Source organism: Alistipes sp. Marseille-P5061, assembly GCF_900290115.1.
Taxonomy (GTDB): domain Bacteria; phylum Bacteroidota; class Bacteroidia; order Bacteroidales; family Rikenellaceae; genus Alistipes; species Alistipes excrementigallinarum.
In genome coordinates, this window is sequence record NZ_LT985752.1 from 86,869 (window position 1) to 106,083 (window position 19,215).

At 66.0% G+C, this 19,215-nt stretch carries 15 protein-coding genes; 9 read left to right on the forward strand and 6 right to left on the reverse strand.

All coding sequences use genetic code 11. The features are described from left to right. Nucleotides 1-11: 11 nt before the first annotated feature. A complete protein-coding gene (locus C8267_RS10445; RefSeq protein ID WP_234025757.1) occupies nucleotides 12-1,925 on the reverse strand; it encodes a glycoside hydrolase family 13 protein in 1,914 nt (637 codons plus the stop codon). Between the two features lie 259 nt (nucleotides 1,926-2,184). Further along, complete coding sequence (locus C8267_RS10450; protein WP_087362427.1) at nucleotides 2,185-3,471, reverse strand: alpha-amylase family glycosyl hydrolase; 1,287 nt, start codon at nucleotides 3,469-3,471, stop codon at nucleotides 2,185-2,187. Between the two features lie 482 nt (nucleotides 3,472-3,953). Here C8267_RS10450 and C8267_RS10455 point away from each other — a divergent pair, with 482 nt between their 5' ends. Genes C8267_RS10455 through C8267_RS10465 form a run of 3 tightly spaced genes read left to right on the forward strand, consistent with a single transcriptional unit; the run spans nucleotide 3,954 to nucleotide 7,719 of the window. Then, a complete protein-coding gene (locus tag C8267_RS10455) occupies nucleotides 3,954-4,769 on the forward strand; it encodes a polysaccharide biosynthesis/export family protein (protein ID WP_106634562.1) in 816 nt (271 codons plus the stop codon). 9 nt (nucleotides 4,770-4,778) lie between these two features. Beyond that, nucleotides 4,779-7,298: a GumC family protein gene (locus C8267_RS10460; protein ID WP_199792100.1), complete on the forward strand. Its 2,520-nt coding sequence runs from the start codon at nucleotides 4,779-4,781 to the stop codon at nucleotides 7,296-7,298. A 31-nt stretch (nucleotides 7,299-7,329) separates the two neighbouring features. After that, nucleotides 7,330-7,719: a hypothetical protein gene (locus C8267_RS10465; RefSeq protein WP_087362425.1), complete on the forward strand. Its 390-nt coding sequence runs from the start codon at nucleotides 7,330-7,332 to the stop codon at nucleotides 7,717-7,719. A gap of 427 nt (nucleotides 7,720-8,146) precedes the next feature. Here C8267_RS10465 and C8267_RS10470 read toward each other — a convergent pair whose 3' ends face one another. Continuing rightward, nucleotides 8,147-9,058, reverse strand: coding sequence for a nucleotidyltransferase family protein (locus C8267_RS10470; RefSeq protein WP_199792101.1), 912 nt, complete (start codon nucleotides 9,056-9,058; stop codon nucleotides 8,147-8,149). A gap of 468 nt (nucleotides 9,059-9,526) precedes the next feature. On the opposite strand from C8267_RS10470, the gene C8267_RS10475 reads away from it, so the two are divergent. The 6 genes from C8267_RS10475 to radA all read left to right on the forward strand — a co-directional run bounded on the left by C8267_RS10475 (nucleotide 9,527) and on the right by radA (nucleotide 15,822). After that, nucleotides 9,527-10,396, forward strand: a complete 870-nt coding sequence (locus tag C8267_RS10475) for a murein hydrolase activator EnvC family protein (protein WP_234025758.1) — start codon at nucleotides 9,527-9,529, stop codon at nucleotides 10,394-10,396. A 5-nt stretch (nucleotides 10,397-10,401) separates the two neighbouring features. Further along, complete coding sequence (dxr, locus tag C8267_RS10480) at nucleotides 10,402-11,553, forward strand: 1-deoxy-D-xylulose-5-phosphate reductoisomerase (RefSeq protein ID WP_106634564.1); 1,152 nt, start codon at nucleotides 10,402-10,404, stop codon at nucleotides 11,551-11,553. A 16-nt stretch (nucleotides 11,554-11,569) separates the two neighbouring features. Then, nucleotides 11,570-12,889, forward strand: coding sequence for an RIP metalloprotease RseP (gene rseP, locus C8267_RS10485; RefSeq protein WP_087362423.1), 1,320 nt, complete (start codon nucleotides 11,570-11,572; stop codon nucleotides 12,887-12,889). Between the two features lie 94 nt (nucleotides 12,890-12,983). Further along, nucleotides 12,984-13,649 (forward strand): lactate utilization protein, encoded by a 666-nt coding sequence (locus C8267_RS10490; RefSeq protein ID WP_106634565.1) that lies wholly within the window; start codon nucleotides 12,984-12,986, stop codon nucleotides 13,647-13,649. Between the two features lie 18 nt (nucleotides 13,650-13,667). Continuing rightward, nucleotides 13,668-14,408 (forward strand): hypothetical protein, encoded by a 741-nt coding sequence (locus C8267_RS10495; RefSeq protein WP_106634566.1) that lies wholly within the window; start codon nucleotides 13,668-13,670, stop codon nucleotides 14,406-14,408. 46 nt (nucleotides 14,409-14,454) lie between these two features. Continuing rightward, nucleotides 14,455-15,822: a DNA repair protein RadA gene (gene radA, locus C8267_RS10500; protein WP_087362420.1), complete on the forward strand. Its 1,368-nt coding sequence runs from the start codon at nucleotides 14,455-14,457 to the stop codon at nucleotides 15,820-15,822. 301 nt (nucleotides 15,823-16,123) lie between these two features. Here the strand turns inward: radA and C8267_RS10505 are convergent, their stop codons facing one another. The 3 genes from C8267_RS10505 to C8267_RS10515 all read right to left on the reverse strand — a co-directional run bounded on the left by C8267_RS10505 (nucleotide 16,124) and on the right by C8267_RS10515 (nucleotide 19,202). Then, nucleotides 16,124-16,780, reverse strand: coding sequence for a DNA alkylation repair protein (locus C8267_RS10505; RefSeq protein WP_106634567.1), 657 nt, complete (start codon nucleotides 16,778-16,780; stop codon nucleotides 16,124-16,126). Next, nucleotides 16,780-17,679: a DUF4831 family protein gene (locus C8267_RS10510; protein WP_106634568.1), complete on the reverse strand. Its 900-nt coding sequence runs from the start codon at nucleotides 17,677-17,679 to the stop codon at nucleotides 16,780-16,782. Before C8267_RS10510 ends, C8267_RS10505 begins: the two co-directional genes overlap by 1 nt. Before the next feature lie 809 nt (nucleotides 17,680-18,488). Then, nucleotides 18,489-19,202, reverse strand: coding sequence for a tRNA1(Val) (adenine(37)-N6)-methyltransferase (locus tag C8267_RS10515; RefSeq protein WP_087362467.1), 714 nt, complete (start codon nucleotides 19,200-19,202; stop codon nucleotides 18,489-18,491). Nucleotides 19,203-19,215 lie beyond the last annotated feature (13 nt).

The window sequence follows — 19,215 nt, forward strand, 5'->3', positions numbered from 1 at the left end:
CAGGCAACCGGTTATCGCTCCGCTGCGGATTTATCCCCGGCGTCACACACCACGCGGCCGGTCGGCGCGACGCCCCGGTCGAACTCGACCACCAGCGCCGTGAGCGGTGCCACGCGGCTCCGCTCCGAGAGCGTGACCCGCTCGCCCGTCACCACGTTGCGCCCCTCACGGAGCGGCGCGGCGATTTCGGCATAGTGCGACCAGGGAATGCGCACGCGGCGCCGCGAGTTGTTGACAAAGACAAAGACGCAGGCGTTGCGGTCGTAGCGGAAAAAGGCGTAGCACTCATCCTCGGGTGCAAAGTGCATCGTCCGCCCCGTGTGGAGGACGCGGCACTGCCGGCGCCAGGTGAAGAGCCGCTGCACGTAGGCGCAGAGGTCACCCGCCTCGCCCAGCCGTCCCGACTCCTCGAAGCAGTTGCGCGCATCGCCCGCCCAGCCGCCCGGGAAGTCACGGCGCAGAGCGCCGTGGCCCTGCGCCGCATCGGTCGTGCGCAGCCCCAGCTCGTCCCCGGCGAAGATTTGGGGAATGCCCCGCAGGGTGGCCAGCAGTGCAAAGGCGATTTTCATCCGCCGCCAGCTGCCACCGACGACGTCGGCCAGCCGCTCCGTGTCGTGGTTGCCGAAGAAGGTGACCAGATTCGACGGATTGTGGTAGACGAAGTCGTCCGCGAGGCAGTCGTAGAGGCGCATCATCCCGCCGCCCCGCCGCTCGGGCCGCAGCGCCGAGCAGAGCGCCTCCTGCAGCGGGAAGTCCATCAGGGCGGGCAGGTGCGAATCGAAGCCGTCGCGGTTCATCTGGCCGCTCTGCCAGTAGGCCAGACGCGGGATGTCGGTCGTCCAGCACTCGCCGACGATGTTGAGCCACGGATATTCGCGCCGCACCGAGGCGCACCAGGCGCTCATCGGCCCCTTCTCGTTGTAGGGGTAGGTGTCCACGCGCAGGCCGTCGATGCCGGCCCGCTCAATCCACCAGACGGCCCACTGCCGGAAGTAGTTCAGCACGAACGGGTTGTCGAGATTCATGTCGGGCATCGAGCGGTCGAACCAGCCGCTCTGCAACACCTCCAGGTCGTAGCGCGAGGCGTTGGGGTCCATGTGGGTCGAGAAGAGGTTGTTGGTGGGCGTATAGCTTCGGTGGCGGTGGACCCAGTCGTCGAACGGAGGCTCCTCCATCCACCAGTGGGCGCTGCCGCAGTGGTTCGTCACCACATCCATCACCACCTTCAGCCCCCGGCGGTGGCACTCCCCGACAAAGGTGAAGTAGGCCTCGTTGCCGCCCATGCGGGGGTCGACCCGGTAGTAGTCGGCCGTGGCATAGCCGTGGTACGACTGGTGCGGCTCGTTGTCGAGCAGCACGGGGGTGCACCAGACGGCCGTGGCGCCGAGCCGGGCGATGTAGTCCAGATGCCGCGTAAGGCCGGGCAGGTCGCCTCCGTGGCGGCCGAAGGGGTCGCGGCGGTCGCAGCGCTCGGCCGTCGAGGGGTCGTTGTCCGTCGAGGGGTCGCCGTCGGCGAAGCGGTCGGGCATCACCAGGTAGAGGACGTCGGCCGTCGAGAAGCTCGCGCGCTGCGGACGCTGCGGACGGGCCGCCAGCTCGTAATCGACCCCGAAGTGCTCGCCGCCGCGGGTGAAGCGGAGGCGGATGCGGCCGGGGCGGGCCGTCGGCGCTATGGCCACGTCGACGAAGAGGTAATTGGGGCTCGTGCCGGGATGGAGCGCCGTGACGCGGACCCCCTCGCAGCCATCAACCGCGACCTGCCACGAGGCAATCCCCCGCCCCTTGACCAGCAGCTGGAGCGGCGTTTGCATGCCGACCCACCACGACGGCGGCTCGATGCGCTCGATGCGGCTCCCGCCCTCCCCGGCCCCGGCACCGAGGGGACACGCTCCGCCGGCAGCCGGGCGGTCGTCGGCGGAAGGCACGGCGGCGGCCCCGTCGGCAGTCCCGTCGGCAGTTCCGTAGGCGGGGCGCCCGTCTCGAATTGAGGGTTTGCCGGCGGCAACTCCGACAGAGGCAGACCCATCGGCGGCCGTTCCGGCGGAGGGTTGGTCGGCAACCCCGGCGCAGGAGGCCTTCCCCGACGGGGCATCGCACCCGGAAGCGGTACGGAGCATGGGTTCGGATTCGGTGGTCATGGGCAGGAAAGCGGAAAAAAGGTTGACATCGGCTCCTCCGGCGGCGCTATTCGCGGGAGCGGGTCAGAATCCGGTAGCTCCACGGAGCCATATCCTCCTCGACATGCTCCGCAAGCAGCAACGGCAGGCCCGTCATCGCGTCGATGTAGCGCCCGGCGTAGATGCCCGTGCGGTAGTCGGCATGGATGGCGTAGGGCGAGAGGTTCATCACCGCCACGACGCGGTCGTCGCCCGCTTCGCGCACGAAGGTCATCAGGCAATCCTCGGCGTTGTTGCGGATTTCGACCATCCCGCCGCCGCGGCCGCCCGAGGCGAGGGCCGGGTGGTTGTGGCGCAGTGCGGTGAGCCGGCGGTAGAACTCCGTGAAGGCGTTGGGAGCGGCATCGGGCAGGGGGTCGCGGTCGAAGAAGGCGAAGCTGTGGTCGTAGCCCACCTCCTGTCCCGTATAGACGAGGGGCAGGCCGCGCGGCACGACGAAGGTGAAGGCCGCCATGATTTCACGGGCGGCCCCCATGCGGGTGAACTCCGAGCCGCTCCACGAATTCTCGTCGTGGTTCGAGGTGAAGGTGAGCCGCATGGCCGACTCGGGGTAGCGGCCGCGGTCGGCGTAGATGTAGTCGCGCAGCGCCGTGACCCGCACCCGACCCTGCGCCACGTCGTTCATCAGGTGGTGCATCTGCCAGGCGTAGCAGGCATCGAAGGTGCCGTGCTCGAAGAGGTTCGTCTCCTCGGCCTCGGCCAGCATGAAGAGGTCGGGCTTCATAAGGCGCAGGCGGCGGACCGTCTCATGCCAGAACTCCACCGGCACGAGCATCGCCATGTCGCAGCGGAAGCCGTCGACGCCGTGCTCGCGGAGCCAGAACTCCATCGCCTCGGCCTCACCCTCCCAGACGGCGCGGTTGGCGTAGTTGAGCTTCGCCGTGTCGGTCCAGTCCCACGGCACGGCGGGTGCGCCCGAGGCGTCGCGTTCGTACCAGTCGGCGGGCTTTTCGACAATCCAGCGGGCGTCGCGCGCCGTATGGTTGGCCACCCAGTCCAGCAGCACCTTCATGCCCAGGCGGTGCGCCTCGGCCACGAAGGCGTCGAAATCGGCCATCGTCCCCATCTCGGGGTTGATGGCGCAGTAGTCGCGAATCGAATAGTAGGAGCCCAGCGAGCCCTTGCGCCCCTCGACGCCGATGGGATAGACGGGCATGAGCCATACGGCATCGATGCCCATGTCGCGCAGCATCGGCAGCCGCGCGGCTGCGGCCCGAAGCGACCCTTCGGGGGTGAGCTGGCGGACGTTCATTTCGTAGATGACGGCCTGATAGCTCCATTCGGGATGATTCATCGCATCCATTGTCTCTTATTACCTTTCAAATCAAACTGTTCACATTTTGCTCCGCCTCCCTGCCGCACCCGCGTCGCGCCGCGCCGTTCACTGCATCGCTCGCCGACGTTGCGGTCCAGAGCGAAGTCCGCCGGAGGAATGCCCCGCCGAACGAATCGGGGAGGGCGTCGGGAGGGATTGGCACGGCCGGAAGCCGGCATCCAGAGCGTCCGGCGACGCTTCGGAGGACCAAAAATACACTTTTTCCGGCAATTTTGATACGGCTGAACGCCGAATCCCGCAAAAGAGCGCGCGGCACCGGCCCTGAGCGTCCCCAGAGGGAGCTCCGCCGCCGCAACACCTCAACTCCGGCGCCGCATCCCGCACCCTGCCCCGACGGACGCTCAATCGGTCCAACTGCGGCACAAATAGCAAATTGCACCGCTGGATTTTTCGGAAAACTTTACTACCTTTGCGGGGCGTATACAATTATCCTGAAACAGATGAGATTTTTCCGTTTTCTCCTGCTCTCCGTCGCTTGCTTCGCGGCGCTTGCCTTCACGTCGTGTGCAACGCAAAGAGCCGCCAAAAAGACCTGGTACCTCCAGGATGCCACCCCATACACTCCGGAACAGACAGCCCTCAAGGGTCAAATCCGCATCCAGCCGCTCGACCGGCTCACCGTCGTGGTCAACAGCAAGGACCCCGAACTGGCCGTCCCCTTCAATACGGCTTCGGGCTACAACGCGCTGTCAACTACCGGAACAAGTTCTTCGAGCAACGCCTCCTCGCTTCAGGTCCGCACGGTGGACGAGCACGGCATGTTCGACATGCCCATCATCGGGAAAATCGACTGCCGCGGCATGACCCGCAGCGAACTGGCCAAGGCCATCGCCGACAGGATTGTCGAGGGCGGGTATCTGAACGACCCGACGGTGAACGTGGAGTTCGCCGACATGAAGTTCTCGGTCATCGGCGAGGTGGCCCATCCGGGCGAGTACGAAATCAAGAACGACCGCGTCTCGATTTTCGATGCGCTGGCGATGGCCGGCGACCTGACGGTCTACGGCATGCGCGACGAGGTGGCCGTCATCCGCGAGACGAACGGCGTGCGCACCATCGAGTACCTCGACCTGCGCTCGAAGGATATCTTCGACTCGCCGGCCTTCTACCTCCAGCAGAACGACGTGGTCTACGTCAAGCCCAACAAGAAGAAGGCCCGCTCGGGTCAAATCAGCCAGGACCGCTCGTTCTACATCTCGCTGGTGAGCACCGCCATCTCGATTGCGACGCTCGTCGTAACCCTTTCCAGAAAATAATCCGCGACCATGATTGAACAGACACCCAATACGCAACACGCACCCCAGAACGAGACCTCCGAAGCGGGGATGTTCTCGCTGCACGACCTCATCCAGATGATACTGGCCAACTGGTACTGGTTCGCCATATCGGTCATCGTCTGCCTGGGGGCAGGCTACCTCTATCTGGCCCGCACGCCGAAGGTCTACAGCCGCAAGGCCACCATCCTGGTCAAGGACGACCGCAAGGGGGCCAACATGGATATTTCGGCCTTCAGCGACATCTCGGGCTTCCAGAGCCGCAACAGCGTCGACAACGAAATTTACATCCTCCAGTCGCGCCGGCTGATGCAGGAGGTGGTCCGCACGCTCCGTCTGACGACCGGCTACTCGAAGCGCAGCGGACTCCGCACGCAGGACCTCTATGGACGGTCGCCCATCGAGGCCGACTTCGTGGACGAGGGCGAGAACCAGTCCTTCTCGTTCCGGGCCCGTCCGCTGGCCGGCGGCGAGCAGGTCAAACTCACCGACTTCGACGACGGCTACATCTCCGACGAGGAGCGCGGCCGCGTCGTAACGGCCGCCTACGGCGATACGGTCTCCACCCCGCTGGGGCGGATGATTATCCGCAAGACGCTCTACCTCTCGCCCGCCGACGAGGGAACGGCCATCCAGGTTGCGAAAAGCTCGCTCGAGGCGGCCACGTCGGCCTACCGGGCCGCCGTCAAGTGCGCCGTGGAGGACAAGCAGACCTCGGTGGTCGGCATCGCGATGAACGACGCGGTGCCCAAGCGGGCCGAGGATGTCATCAACACCCTCATCACGGTCTACAACAACGACGCCATCGCCGACAAGCGGCGCATCTCCGAAGAGACGGCCGACTTCATCCACTCGCGCCTCGAAATCATCGGCAGCGAGCTGAACGACGTGGACCGCGACATCGAGAACTTCAAGAGGGACAACCGCATGGTGGACCTCGCGAGCGAGGCGACGCGCAACGTCGAGGAGAGCTCGCAGTTCAAGGCCGAGGGGCTCTCACTCGAGAACCAAATCAACGTGGCGGAGTTCATCCGCTCCTACCTGCTCGACAGGGAGCATGCCGGCGACCTGATTCCCGCCATGGCCGCCATCGCCAACTCGGGCATCACCGAGCAGATTTCGGCCTACAACGAGGGGATTCTCCGCCGCGAGAAGCTCAGCGAGAACAGCTCGGCCAACAACCCCGTGATGCAGGAGCTGGACAACAACCTGGCGGCCGTACGCCGCTCCATCATCGCCTCGCTCGACTCGCACATCCGCGCGCTCGAAATCCAGCGCAACGCCCTGCGCTCGGAGGAGGAGCAGGCCAACCGCCGCATCTCGACGGTCCCCTCGCAGGAGAAGGAGATGCTCGGCATCGCCCGCCAGCAGAAAATCAAGGAGGAGCTCTACCTCTACCTGCTCAACAAGCAGGAGGAGACGCAGCTCAACCTGGCCGTGGCGGAGAGCAACGCCCGCGTCATCGACCTGGCATACGGCTCGGGAGCCCCCATCGCCCCCAAATCGTCGATGATTCTCGGCATTGCGCTCATCGTCGGACTGGCCATTCCCTTCGGCCTGCTCTTCCTGCTGAGCATGCTCGACACGACCATCCGCGGCCGCAGGGACATCGAGGAGAATCTGAGCGCCCCCTTCCTGGGTGATGTTCCCCTCTACGAGGGTGAGACCACGAAGGGCATCGTCGCCGTGCGCGAGGCGGGCCGCGACGCCCTCTCGGAGGCCTTCCGCATGCTGCGCTCGAACATGAACTTCATGAACGTGTCGAGCCAGAGCCGCCTGCAGTGCGTCCTCTTCACCTCGTCGAACCCCCACGCCGGCAAGACCTTCGTGGCCGTCAACCTCGCCGTCACGCTGGCCATGGCCGGGAAAAAGGTGGTGCTGCTCGACCTCGACCTGCGCCGCCACGCCCTCTCGAGCGAATTCGGCCACGGCAAGGATTCGCGAGGCATCTCCGCCTACCTTTCGGGCTCCATCACCGACGCAGACCAGATAATCTCCCGCTCCGGCGTTCACGACAATCTGGATGTCGTCTATGCCGGCATCCAGCCGCCCAACCCGGCCGAGATGCTGCTTTCGGACCGGCTCGATACGCTCATAGCCGAGCTCCGCACGCGCTACGACTACATCTTCATCGACTCGACGCCGGCCATGTCGGTAGCCGACGCCATCAGCACCGACCGTCTGTGCGACCTCTGCATCTACATCATCCGCGAGGGGGTTCTGGACCGCCGCCAGCTGCCCGACATCGAACGGCTCTACCGCGAAAAGAAGCTCCGCAACATGTGCATCGTCCTCAACGGCGCCCGCAGCCGCCGCCACGGATACGGATACGGGTACGGTTATGGATACGGGTACGGATATGGCTACACCTACGGGTACGGCTACGGCGACGACTACCAGGAGACGAGCTACCGCAAGCGGATTCTGAACTTCCTGCGCCGGCTTCTGACGCGCAGCGGGGAGGAGCAGAGCCACCGCCACCATCACCACCGCAAGCACGACAGGGCGTAAGTAACCCGCCGACACACAAAGACCTCAAGCCATGGCCATACACGATGCAGTCATCGCCGTCGATTTCGACGGCACGGTCGTCACCCACGAGTACCCCCACGTGGGCGAGGATGCCGGCGCCGTGCCCGTGCTCCGCGAGCTGACCGACAACGGATGCCGGCTCATCCTCTGCACGATGCGCAGCGGCCGGCTGCTCGACAAGGCGCTTGCCTGGTTTGCCGAGCGGGATATTCCGCTCTACGCCGTCAACGAGAATCCCGAGCAGCACCGCTGGACGCAGTCGCCCAAAATCCATGCGGACCTCTACATCGACGACAGCGCGCTGGGGTGCCCCATCCGCTTCATCGACGGGGTGAAGCGCCCCGTGGCCGACTGGGTAAAAATCCGCGAGGAGCTGGTCCGCGCGGGCTATCTCGACTGACCGCCGCACGCACGCCCATTCTCCGCACGCCCGACATCCGTACGCCCGACACCTGCGAGCCTGTCCTCCGCATGCCCGACGCCCCCATCACCCTCCCCCATCACCCTCCCCCTTGGCAAGGAGCTCCGGGAACCGACACAAAACAAAGAGTCCATCCACCGACTGGTGGATGGACTCTTTCTTCCGATGTGCGGCAGAGCGCCGCTGTATGTGCCGTTGTTTCCGGCCATTGTTGCCGGTCGCTGCATCAGCCGTTTCCGGTCCCTGCAGCCGACCCTTATCTCCGGCCGCCGTGCCCGGCTGTCAACTCCGGTTCCTGCTTCCGGCGGCTGTTCCGGCCGCAGCATCAGCCGCTCCGGTCCCTGCTTCCGGCCGTTATCTCCGTACACAGTTCCCGGCCGCCAACCTCCGCCGCCGCTGCCGGCCGTTATTTCCAAAGGTTGCGCGGATACTTGCCCTCGGCAATCATCCGTTCGATGCTGGCCATCAGCGCCGGCTTGTCCTCCTTGTAGGTCACGCCGTGCCACTGCGCCGTGCTGCGCAGCACCCGCAGCGAAGCCGTCCCCTCGCCGATGAGCTTGTTGACCATCGTCGGGATGTAGAACTCGGCCTTGAGGTTCTCGCGGTTGGCCGCAAACCACTCCTTGAAGTAGGCGGCCGAGTAGTCGAAGTAGTCGGGCGTGAAGCCGAAGAGGTTCATCGAGACGGGGGTATCCTCGGCCAGCGGTTCGTCGGCCCCGCCGTCGTGGAAGAGGATGCGGCCGTCGGCCACGCGCTCAATCTGCGTCCGCTCGACCATCGCCGTCAGGTTGCCTTCGCCGTCGACCGAGCAGATGCCGCGCGAGACGGTGCCGTTCTCCGAGAGGGTGCGGTTCAGGTCGTAGGCCACCATGCAGTAGCGGTTGCGGCTGCCGTCGAGCTGTGCGAGGTAGTCGCCGATGGTCCGGTAGGCCTCCGCGCCGTAGAAGTCGTCGGCATTGATGACCGCAAAGGGCTCGTGGATGGCCTTGGCCGCCATCATCACGGCGTGGTTCGTGCCCCACGGCTTGACGCGGCCCTCGGGCACCGTCAGCCCCTCGGGCAGGTAGTCGAGCTCCTGGAAGACATACTCGACAGCGATGCGGCCGCCGAACCGCTCGGCGGAGAAGACCTCCTGGAACTCCTTGGCAAACGAGTGCCGAATGACGAATACGACCTTGCCGAATCCGGCGCGGATGGCGTCGTAGACCGAATAGTCGATAATGGCCTCCCGGTTGGGGCCGACCCCGTCCATCTGCTTGAGCGAGCCGTAGCGCGAGCCCATGCCGGCAGCGAGGACCAATAAAGTAGGTTTCACCATAATATCATCGAATTTGAATCGTTATCCTATGGACACCGCAAAGGTAATAAAAATAAGCGAACCTTTGCTTCCCGGTCCGCATCGGGGCATCGAAAAGCCGCCAGGTGTCAAACGGTTGGCCCGCCACCGCCCGGAATACGGCTCCGCGCGGCAGGCGCGACAAGAGCGGCGGCACGGCAAAGGCAAGAGCGGCGGCGCGGCAGAGGCAAGGGCAGCGGCGCTGCAGAGGCAGGAACGACGGCCCGCCCGAAAGGCAATGTCGCGCCGGACATGCGGTCCTCCCGGAACGCGGCTCGGCGCTGCGGAAACGGCAGAGGCGGCGGCGCGGCAGCGTCACAGGACCGACCCGCGCGGCAGGGGCAGGGGCGGCGAAGGCGACCGCTGCGAACTCAAGGCGCGAATTGAGCCGCAGGCGCAGGGTTTTCGCGTAAAATTCGTATCTTTGTCGGGATTATCACTCCGCAGAAGATGGACATTCAGAAAAAAATAGGTTCCTGGTGGCGGAACTTCTTCCGCAAGCGGCGCTTCAGCATGCTCAACGCCACCGACAACAGCGAGGAGTGGCACCTGCACCTCTCGCCGGCAAGCATCTTCGCCGCACTGGTGGCCTTCGTGCTGCTGCTCTTCATCCTGATTCTCTCGCTGGTGGCCTACTCCCCCGTGCTGGAGTTCCTGCCCGGCTACCGGACCGAGGCCGACCGCTCGCGCGAAAGCCTCGTGCAGAACATCATCCGCCTCGACTCGATGGAGCGCGTGATGAACCAGATGATGACCTACAACCAGAACATCGCCCTCATCATGGAGGGCAAGACCCCCGTCATGAGGACCATCGCCTCGAGCGACTCCTCGCGGCTGAGCAAGGTGCTGGTCATGCCCTCGCACGAGGACTCGCTGCTGCGCGCCCAGATGGAGGGTGACGGACCCTACTCGCTGAGCGCCTCGCAGAAGGCCTCGCGGCGCGCGCTGCGCGAATCGATGGAGCTGCTCGCCCCCATCGAGGGCATCATCACCCAGAGCTTCGACGTGGCGCAGGGTCGTCTGGGCGTCGGGATTGTCGCCACGTCGGACGCCCCCGTCTCGGCCGTCGAGAGCGGCACGGTCATCCAGAGCCTCTGGAGCCCCGAGTCGGGGTACACCATCATCATCCAGCACGCCAACAACCTGCTCTCGGTCTACCGCAACCTCTCGCAGTCGCTCGTCACGACGGGACAGGCCGTGCGCGGCGGTGCGCAAATCGGCTACAACGCCGAACCGGTCGACGGACAGGTGCGGCTCTTCGGCTTCGAGCTGTGGAACAACGGCAAGCCGGTCAACCCCGAAAACTACATCGTATTCTGAACCTCATGAGACAACGCCTTGCCATTCTGGGGTCGACCGGCTCCATCGGTACGCAGACCCTCGACATCGTCCGCGAAAATCCCGAACTCTTCGAAGCCCGCATCCTGACGGCCCACCGCAACTGGCGGCAGCTGGCCCTTCAGGCCCGTGAATTCGACGCCGACACGGTCGTCATCGCCGACGAGAGCTGCTATGCCCCGCTGCGCGACGCGCTGAGCGACACCGACGTGAAGGTCTACGCGGGCGAGGATGCCGTCCGTCAGGTTGCCGCAGGAGGCGACACGCAGGTGGTCGTCAATGCGCTGGTGGGCTACGCGGGGCTCCACCCCACCGTCGCCGCATTGGGCGCAGGCAAGAAGCTGGCGCTGGCCAACAAGGAGTCGCTCGTGGTGGGCGGCGAGGTGGTCATGCGCCTGGCGGCCGAGAAGCGGGCGCCGATTCTGCCCGTCGACTCGGAGCATTCGGCCATCTTCCAGTGTCTGGCGGGCGAGAGCTCGCGGCCGCGGCGGCTCATCGTCACCTGCAGCGGCGGTTCGTTCCGCGACCTGCCCGCCGAGGCGCTCGCCGACGTCACCGTCGAGCAGGCGCTCCACCACCCCCAGTGGCACATGGGTGCCAAAATCACGATTGACTCCTCGACGCTCGTCAACAAGGGCTTCGAGGTCATCGAGGCGCGCTGGCTCTTCGACATGCCGGCCGACCGCATTGACGTCATCCTCCACCCGCAGTCGATTGTCCACTCGATGGTCGAGTTCGACGACGGGGCCATCAAGGCGCAGTTGGGGACCCCCGACATGCGGATGCCCATCAGCTATGCGCTCTTCTACCCCCGCCGGGCCAGCCGCCCGCAGGAGCATTTCAACTTCCTCGACCATCCGCAGCTCACCTTCGAGGCGGTCGACCGGCGCAAGTATCCGGCACTCGACATTGCCTACGAATGCCTGCGGCGGGGCGGCACGGCCGCCTGCACGATGAACGGCGCCAACGAACGGGCCGTGGCGGCCTTCCTGGCCGGGAAGTGCCCCTGGCTGGAGATTGTCCGCGCCATCGAGTATGCGCTCGAACACGCCGCATTCACCCTCCGCCCGACGCTCGACGACTACGCCGCGGCCGATGACGAGGCCCGCCGTCTGGCCGCCGAATACCTCAAACTCTGAACAAGTACGACACACAATGGATATTCTGATTAAAGCGCTTCAATTCTTCCTCTGCTTCACGATTCTGGTCGGCATCCACGAGCTGGGCCATTTCATCATGGCCCGCGTCTTCCGCATCCGCGTCGAGAAGTTCTACATCTTTTTCGACCCCTGGTTCTCGCTCTTCAAGTTCAGGCGCGGCGACACGGAGTACGGTCTGGGCTGGCTGCCGCTGGGCGGCTACGTGAAGATTGCCGGCATGATTGACGAGTCGATGGACAAGGAGCAGATGAAACAGCCGGTCAAGCCGGACGAGTTCCGCGCCAAACCGGCCTGGCAGCGCTTCCTGGTGATGATTGCCGGCGTTGTGATGAACGTCCTGCTGGCCATCGTCATCTACTGCGGCATCTGCTACGTCTGGGGCGACAGCTACCTCTCGAACGAGGATGCCCGCTGGGGCTACAACTTCAACGAGACGGGCCACCGGCTCGGCTTCCGCGACGGCGACCGCTTCGTCTCGCTCGACGGCGAGCCCGTGGACAACATCCAGACGCTGCTCAACGGGCTGCTCATCACCAAGGGCGACCGCGAGGTGGTCGTCGAACGCGACGGCGAGCAGGTCACGCTGACGCTGCCGCTCCAGGAGCTGATTGACATGCGCCGCGAGAGGGCCTACGAGGACCTCTTCACGCTGCGCCACCCCTTCCTCGTCGACAGCGTCGTCGTTCCGGGGGCCTCGGCGCTGCGGCACGGCGATGAGATTGTCGCAATGGAGGACTCCACGGGGCTCGAATTCCCGGGCTACCAGGCGCTGCTCAAGAGCCACGCCGGAGGCGAGGTAAGGCTCGCCGTCAAGCGTGCGGGGTGCGACTCGCTGCTGCACTTCACGCTGCCCGTCACGGCGGAGGGCAAGCTGGGCGTGCTGGCTCTGGCGCCCTACACGCTCCGCACGCAGGAGTACACCTTCTGGGAGTCCATCCCCGCCGGCTTCCGCAAGGCGGGACGGATGCTCTCCTCCTACTGGGAGCAGCTGAAGCTCATCGTGCAGCCCAAGACGAAGCTCTACGAGGAGCTCGGCGGCTTCATCGCCATCGGCAGCATCTTCCCCGGCAGCTGGAACTGGGAGGGCTTCTGGCTGACGACCGCCTTCCTCTCCATCATGCTGGCCGTCATGAACATCCTCCCCATCCCGGGGCTCGACGGCGGCCACGCCATCTTCACCTTCTGGGAGATGCTCACGGGGCGCAAGGTGAGCGAACGGGTGCTTGAGACGGCCCAGTACGTCGGGCTCATCATCATCCTGGCGCTCGTCCTCTACGCCAACGGCAACGACATCTACCGCTTCTTCATCAAGTAACCGCGCACGCTGCCGTCCCTGCCTCCGCCCGCACCGCGGGCCGGCAAGACGGCCGCAGCGCTGCGCCCAACACCCAAAAAACATCCATCGAACCATGAACACAACGACCCCACAGAACACTGCACCGGCAGCCGCCGAACGACTCGAACGCTGCGCCGAGGCGCTGCGCCGCCATGGATTCGACGCTGTAGTCGTCGCAACGCCCGAAGAGGCCTTCACCTGCATGAAGGAGGAAATCGAGCGCGAAGCGCCGGGCCTGGTCTCGTTCGGCGACTCGATGACCATGCGCGAGACGGGCATCATCGAGTGGCTGCGCGGCGACGAACGCTTCACGCTGCTCGACGGATTCGACGCCTCGATGCCGCGTCCCGAACGGCTCGAAATCCGCCGCCGGGCACTCATGTCGGACCTCTTCATCACGGGCATCAACGCCGTCACGACGGCCGGCACGCTCCACTGGCTCGACATGGTCGGCAACCGCATCGCCCCCGTAGCCTTCGGACCGCGCAAGGTGCTGCTCGTGGCCGGGCGCAACAAGCTCACCGAGAGCCGCGAGGAGGCCGAGCAGCGCATCCGCGACATCGCCGCGCCGCGCAACATCGCCCGCCATCCCGGCTTCCGCACCCCCTGCGCCAAAACGGGCGTCTGCGCCGACTGCAACTCGCCCGACCGCATCTGCAACACGCGCATGGAGATGCTGCGCTGCCACCCGCGGGGGCGCATCAAGGTCATCCTCATCGACCGGGAGATGGGGCTCTAAGCTAACGAACGGAACGCCATGAACAGCAAATCAATCTGCCGCCTGCTGGCGCTGCTGACGGCCGCGCTAGCGGCCTGCTCGGAGCCTTCGGAGGTCTACTACACGACCCGCTACGAGGTGACGGCCATCGAGGCTGCGGTCTCGGTGACCGAGGAGACGCCGACCGAGCCCACCGACCCCGAAAATCCCGGCACCGAGCTCGGAGACGGCTCCGACGGTGAGGGAACCGGCGGCTCGGACAACACCGGCAGCGGCTCGGGCAGCGGCGGGAGCGACGGCTCGGAGGGGTCCGCAAGAACCGGCGGCGGCTCGGGCAGCGACGGGAGTGACGGCTCCGAAGGCAGCGAAGGCGGCGAAGGCACGGAGGGCGGCGAAGGCACGGAGGGCGGCGAAGGCAGCGCCACGCCGCTGGCCGACGCAATCCGCGCGGCGGTGCTGGCCTCGGCACCCGTTCAGGTCGGAGGCTCCTACACGCTCGACTACGTGGAGTACAACGGCGGCCGGCTGACCGTGCGGCCCACGGCCGACGGCGAGGCGCTGAGCGGCGCCTTCGTCAAGCTGCCCGGCTCGACGGATATCACCCTCTACTACGGCGGCGACCAGGAGCGCCGCTGCACGCTCTCCTACTACACCGACGCGGAGGGTCAGCGCCTTGCGCGCTTCGGCGAGGACCTCACGGAGCAGTTCCGCGCGCTCTACCCCGACGCCGACATCCAGTCGGTGGTGCGCTACGAGCAGACGTCGCATATCTACTACTAAAGCGAAAGCATCACACGCCCCAACCCAGGCATCACACACCTCAACCATGGCCAAGGTCAAGAAAGCATACTTCTGCAAGAATTGCGGCTTCGAAGCCCCGAAGTGGCTCGGCCGCTGCCCCTCGTGCGGCGAATGGAACACCTTCACCGAGGAGCTCATCGCCCGCGAGAGCTCGTCGCCCGCCTCGGCGCTGGCCGGCGGGCTCCCCGCCTCGCGCCCGCAGCGGGTCCGCGACATCCGCGAGAGCGACCACCGGCGCATCGACCTGGGCAACAGCGAGGTGAACCGCGTGCTGGGCGGCGGACTGGTCCCCGGCTCGCTCATACTGCTGGGCGGCGAGCCCGGCATCGGCAAGTCGACCCTCTCGCTGCAGATTGCCCTGGCGGCCAACTCGCTCAAGACGCTCTACGTCTCGGGCGAGGAGTCGGCCGAGCAAATCAAGATGCGCGCCACGCGCATCGGCATCGGCAACGACGACTGCCTGGTCTACGCCGAGACGCTGCTCGAAAACATCGTGGCGCAAATCGAGGAGCAGCGCCCCGACCTGGTGATTATCGACTCGATTCAGACCATCTACACCGAGCTGCTCGACTCCTCGGCGGGGAGCATCTCGCAGATTCGCGAGTGCGCCGCCACGCTGCTCAAGTATGCCAAGAGCACCGGCACCTCCATCTTCATCATCGGCCACATCACCAAGGACGGCACCATCGCCGGGCCGAAGGTGCTGGAGCACATCGTCGACGTGGTGCTGCAGTTCGAGGGAGACAGCAACAACGTCTACCGCATCCTGCGGGGCATCAAGAACCGCTTCGGCGCCACGTTCGAAATCGGCGTCTTCGAGATGCTCGACTCGGGGCTGCGCGAGGTGGACAACCCCTCGGAGATTCTGCTCACGCACTACGACGAGCCGCTGAGCGGCATCGCCGTCGGGGCCTCGGCCGACGGCATACGTCCCTATCTGATTGAGGTTCAGGCGCTGGTGAGCGGCGCGGCGTACGGAACGCCGCAGCGCACGGCGACGGGATTCGACACCAAGCGGATGAGCATGCTGCTGGCCGTGCTCGAAAAGCGGCTCGGGATGAAGATGTTCCAGAAGGATGTCTTCCTGAACTTCGCCGGCGGCTTCAAGGTGGCCGACCCGGGGCTCGACCTGGCGGTCGTTGCGGCGGTCATCTCGTCGTACTACGACCGGCCCATTGCCGAGGGGGTCTGCTGCGCCGGTGAAATCGGGCTTTCGGGCGAGGTGCGGCCGGCGCCGCGCACCGAGCAGCGCATCAGCGAGGCGGCGCGTCTGGGCTTCCGCCGCATCGTCGTCTCGGGCTATCTGAGCCGCTCGGCCCGCCGACCGAAAGGCATCGAGGTGGTCGAAATCAACAACGTCGCGCAGCTGCCCAAGGCGCTCTTCGTGGAGTAGACGGCACGCTGAGCCCCCCACACACAAAACAGCCATCCGGAAGGAGCGGACTCACGGGTCCCAATCCTTCCGGATGGCTGTTTTTCAGATATTTTCGGGCGCGACGCCCCGCTGCGGAACAATCTTTGCAGCAAAGGGGCCGAACCGACGGCCGACATCCCCGCTCACCGCGCCCCGTTCCACGCTCACCGCTCCCCTGCCGCCCGCCCGGGACGCAGGGGCCGTTGGGCAGCGGGGAAGCGATGCCGGAACCGTCGCCAGACAGAGATACGGACGAACGGCAGCCCGAACGGCTGCGGCGCTATTCGCCCAACATTGCGGTGACCTCCTCGTGGACGCAGTCTTCGGCAGGAGAGGTCCCCAGAGAACCGGTCACGCGGAACACCGCCAGCCGGTTCTCCTCGTTTCGTGAGCCGCAGGCTACGAAGAGGGTCGCCACGCCGCGGCCGGCAAGCCGGGCGGCCGAATGCTCCTCCGAGGCCGCCACGCGGCGCAGCCATGCGGCAGCGGTATCGATGTGGTTGAGCGAATCCTCGCGGCGGGCGGCCGCCATCACGGCGGCGTAGCCCTCAAGCAGCGTTCCGCCGTTGCACCAGCTGCGGAAGAGTTCGTCGAAGGCGTCAATCCGTCCCAGCAGCGCAAAGGCGGCCTCCTCGGCCACCTCCGAGTTGCAGATGCCGCCGCCCCAGAAGGCGAACTCGTCGGCCGTGAGCCGCTCGGGCTCGGCGATGTGGAGCGCCGCGAGGCGCAGTTCGCGCACCTCCTGGGCGTAGAGGTAGCGGGCAAATTCGTGGTCGCGGCCGCAGGCGCGGGCCAGCGTGCGCACGGTCGGCAGACTGACGCCGTAGTTCAGGCCGTAGTCGGCGCCGTAGTAGCGCATGGCATCGGCCACGGCGCCGTTGCGCTCACGGCGCATCGCCCCCAGAAGGGCGACCATGCGGGAGGTGAAGTCGGCCATTACTTGCGGCGCGGAAGCGCGATTTTGACCGTACGTCCGAATTCGAAGAGCGGAAGCACCGAGCGCGAATACTCGCGGCCGCCGCATATGACGGCACAGGTGGCGGGAGCGGCTACGCGGCAGCTGACCGCATTGCTCTCCTTGGGCGAGGTCTCGGGCACGGCAATCGAGGCTCCCGTAGGCTCAATCTGCAGCAGCACGATGTCGCCCGAGAGGTCGTTTTCGGGCAGCAGGCCGCTCCCCTCGCTGAAGCGGCAGACGATGTACTGCCGGTTGCCGGCATCGGGATAGACCACGAAGCGGCTGGTCGAGGTGGTGACCACGTGCTTGCCCAGGAAGAGTTCGAGGTAGAGCTGCTCCTGGCGGGCAATCTCCTCGAGGGCGGCGTTGAGCCCCTCGCCGAAGACATTCTCGCCCGCCTCGCCCGTGATGAGCTCGAGGCGGTGGCGGCGCAGCGAGAAAATCGTCGATGCGGCCTCCTCGGCAGCCTCCTCGAGCGTCCGCACGGTGGAGGAGTTCTTGTCGGCCTGCAGCCGCGGGAATTCACCCTCGGCCCGGGCGTAGAGCTGCTCGCTGAGCTGCGCCGCTGCGGGAAGCTGGGGTGCGGCGAGGAACTCCTCGTCGTCGAGCAGCGAGACGCGGGCGCTCTTGACCGCATAGACCGACTTGTCGGTCAGCGGGGCGCGCACACCCAGGAACTTCTGGGCATAACGCGCATAGGGACCCGCGAGGGTTACGTCATGCTCCACCGTCACGTCGACCGCCAGAATCGTACGCGGCAGCGACACGACCACACCCTCGGCCCCTTCGGTCGCCCCTTCGAGTGCGATATAGGGGTTCTGAGCCACGACGCTCATGCTGCCAAGCAGCATGGCAAGCGCCAGCAATTTGGTTTTCATTGTCTGTAAGAAGTTAGAATCAATCTACAAATATACCTTATTTTGTCGGTTTGCCAAAATTCGGAGCTCAGAAACACACCACCGGGGCCTCACACAGGAACCGCTGCGTAACCCCCCTCCTTCAAAACAGCCGCCCGGAATGCGACGTTCCAGAATGTTGCCCGAAAACCCTCCTTCAAAACCGCCGCCCGAAATGCGGGGCGGGAATGCAGGAGCCGGGGCGCGAGGGCGGGAACGCGGAACGNATTTTTAGCAGAAAACCGCATACGAAATCTAGTCCGGTCGCGGGGGCTGGGAGAGGAGTCTCGGAGATGTGTATAAGAGAAGGGGGAGGAATGTGGGGGGGCAGGTCTGGGTCGGAGCACGGGACCGGGGTACGCCGCCCGGAACACGGGACCGGAGTGCGAGCCGGGGTGCGTGGGTCGAAGTGCGAGGCCGACGCAGGGCGGAATGCGAGGAGCCGGGGCGCGAGGACCGGGTTGTGAGGGCCGGAACACAGGGCCAGAACGCGGGGACCGGAGCTTGAGCCCGGAACGCGAAAGCCTCCTTCCAAAATCCGCCCTTCAAATCCGCCACCCAAAGCGCGGGGCAGAATGTGGGGGCAGGTCTGGGTCGGAGCGCGAGACCGGAGTGCACCGCCCGGAACACGGGACCGGAGTGCGGGCCGGGGTGCGGAGGCAGGAGTGCGGAGACAGGAGTGCGAGGACCGGATGCGAGGACCGGAGCGAGAGAACCAGAGTGCGAGCCGGGGTGCGGGGCCGAAGCGCGAGGCCGGGTGCGGGGGCCGGGGTGCGGGGCCGGGTGCGGACTCAGAACTTGAGGTAGAAGTCGCGCGTCAGGGCGCGGTAGGACTCCGTATAGCACTCGTGCTCGCCCGTGCCGATGACCAGCTCGTCGCACTCGGGCTCGGACGGGAGCTCCCCCGCCTCCACATGGCGGTACTCCGTCAGCAGGCGACGGAGCGGGCGCCGCGGCGTGGTCCTCACCCCGGTGCGGCGCACGGGGACAAGCAGGCCGCGGCAGAGTTCGTCGAAGGCGTGCGCCTCCTCCAGGGGCAGAATCAGCGCAAAGCGCCCCCCGGGTGCGAGCAGCCGCACCACGGCGTCGCGCAGCTCGTCGAAGGGGAGCGCCACGGCATGCCGCACGCGCGTCCGCCCCTCGTCGGGACAGGTGAGCGAGTCGACAAAGTAGGGCGGATTCGCAAGGATGAGGTCATAGGGGCGTCCGTCCGCGGGACGGAACTGCTGAACCGGCATGCGGTGGAAGCTCAGCCGCGCCGCCCAGGGCGAGGCGTCGGCATTGGCGCGCGCCTCCGCAACGTCGGCGATGTCGACCCCCTCGATTGCCGCCTCGGGGGCGCGCTGCGCCATCATCAGCGCAATGAGGCCCGTTCCGGTGCCGATGTCGAGGATGCGGCGGTCGTCGTCCCCGACCCGCGCCCAGGCGCCCAGAAGCACCCCGTCGGTGCCCACCTTCATGGGGCACTGCTCTTGCCGGACGGCAAACTGTTTGAATCGGAAGATGCTCATGGTCGGC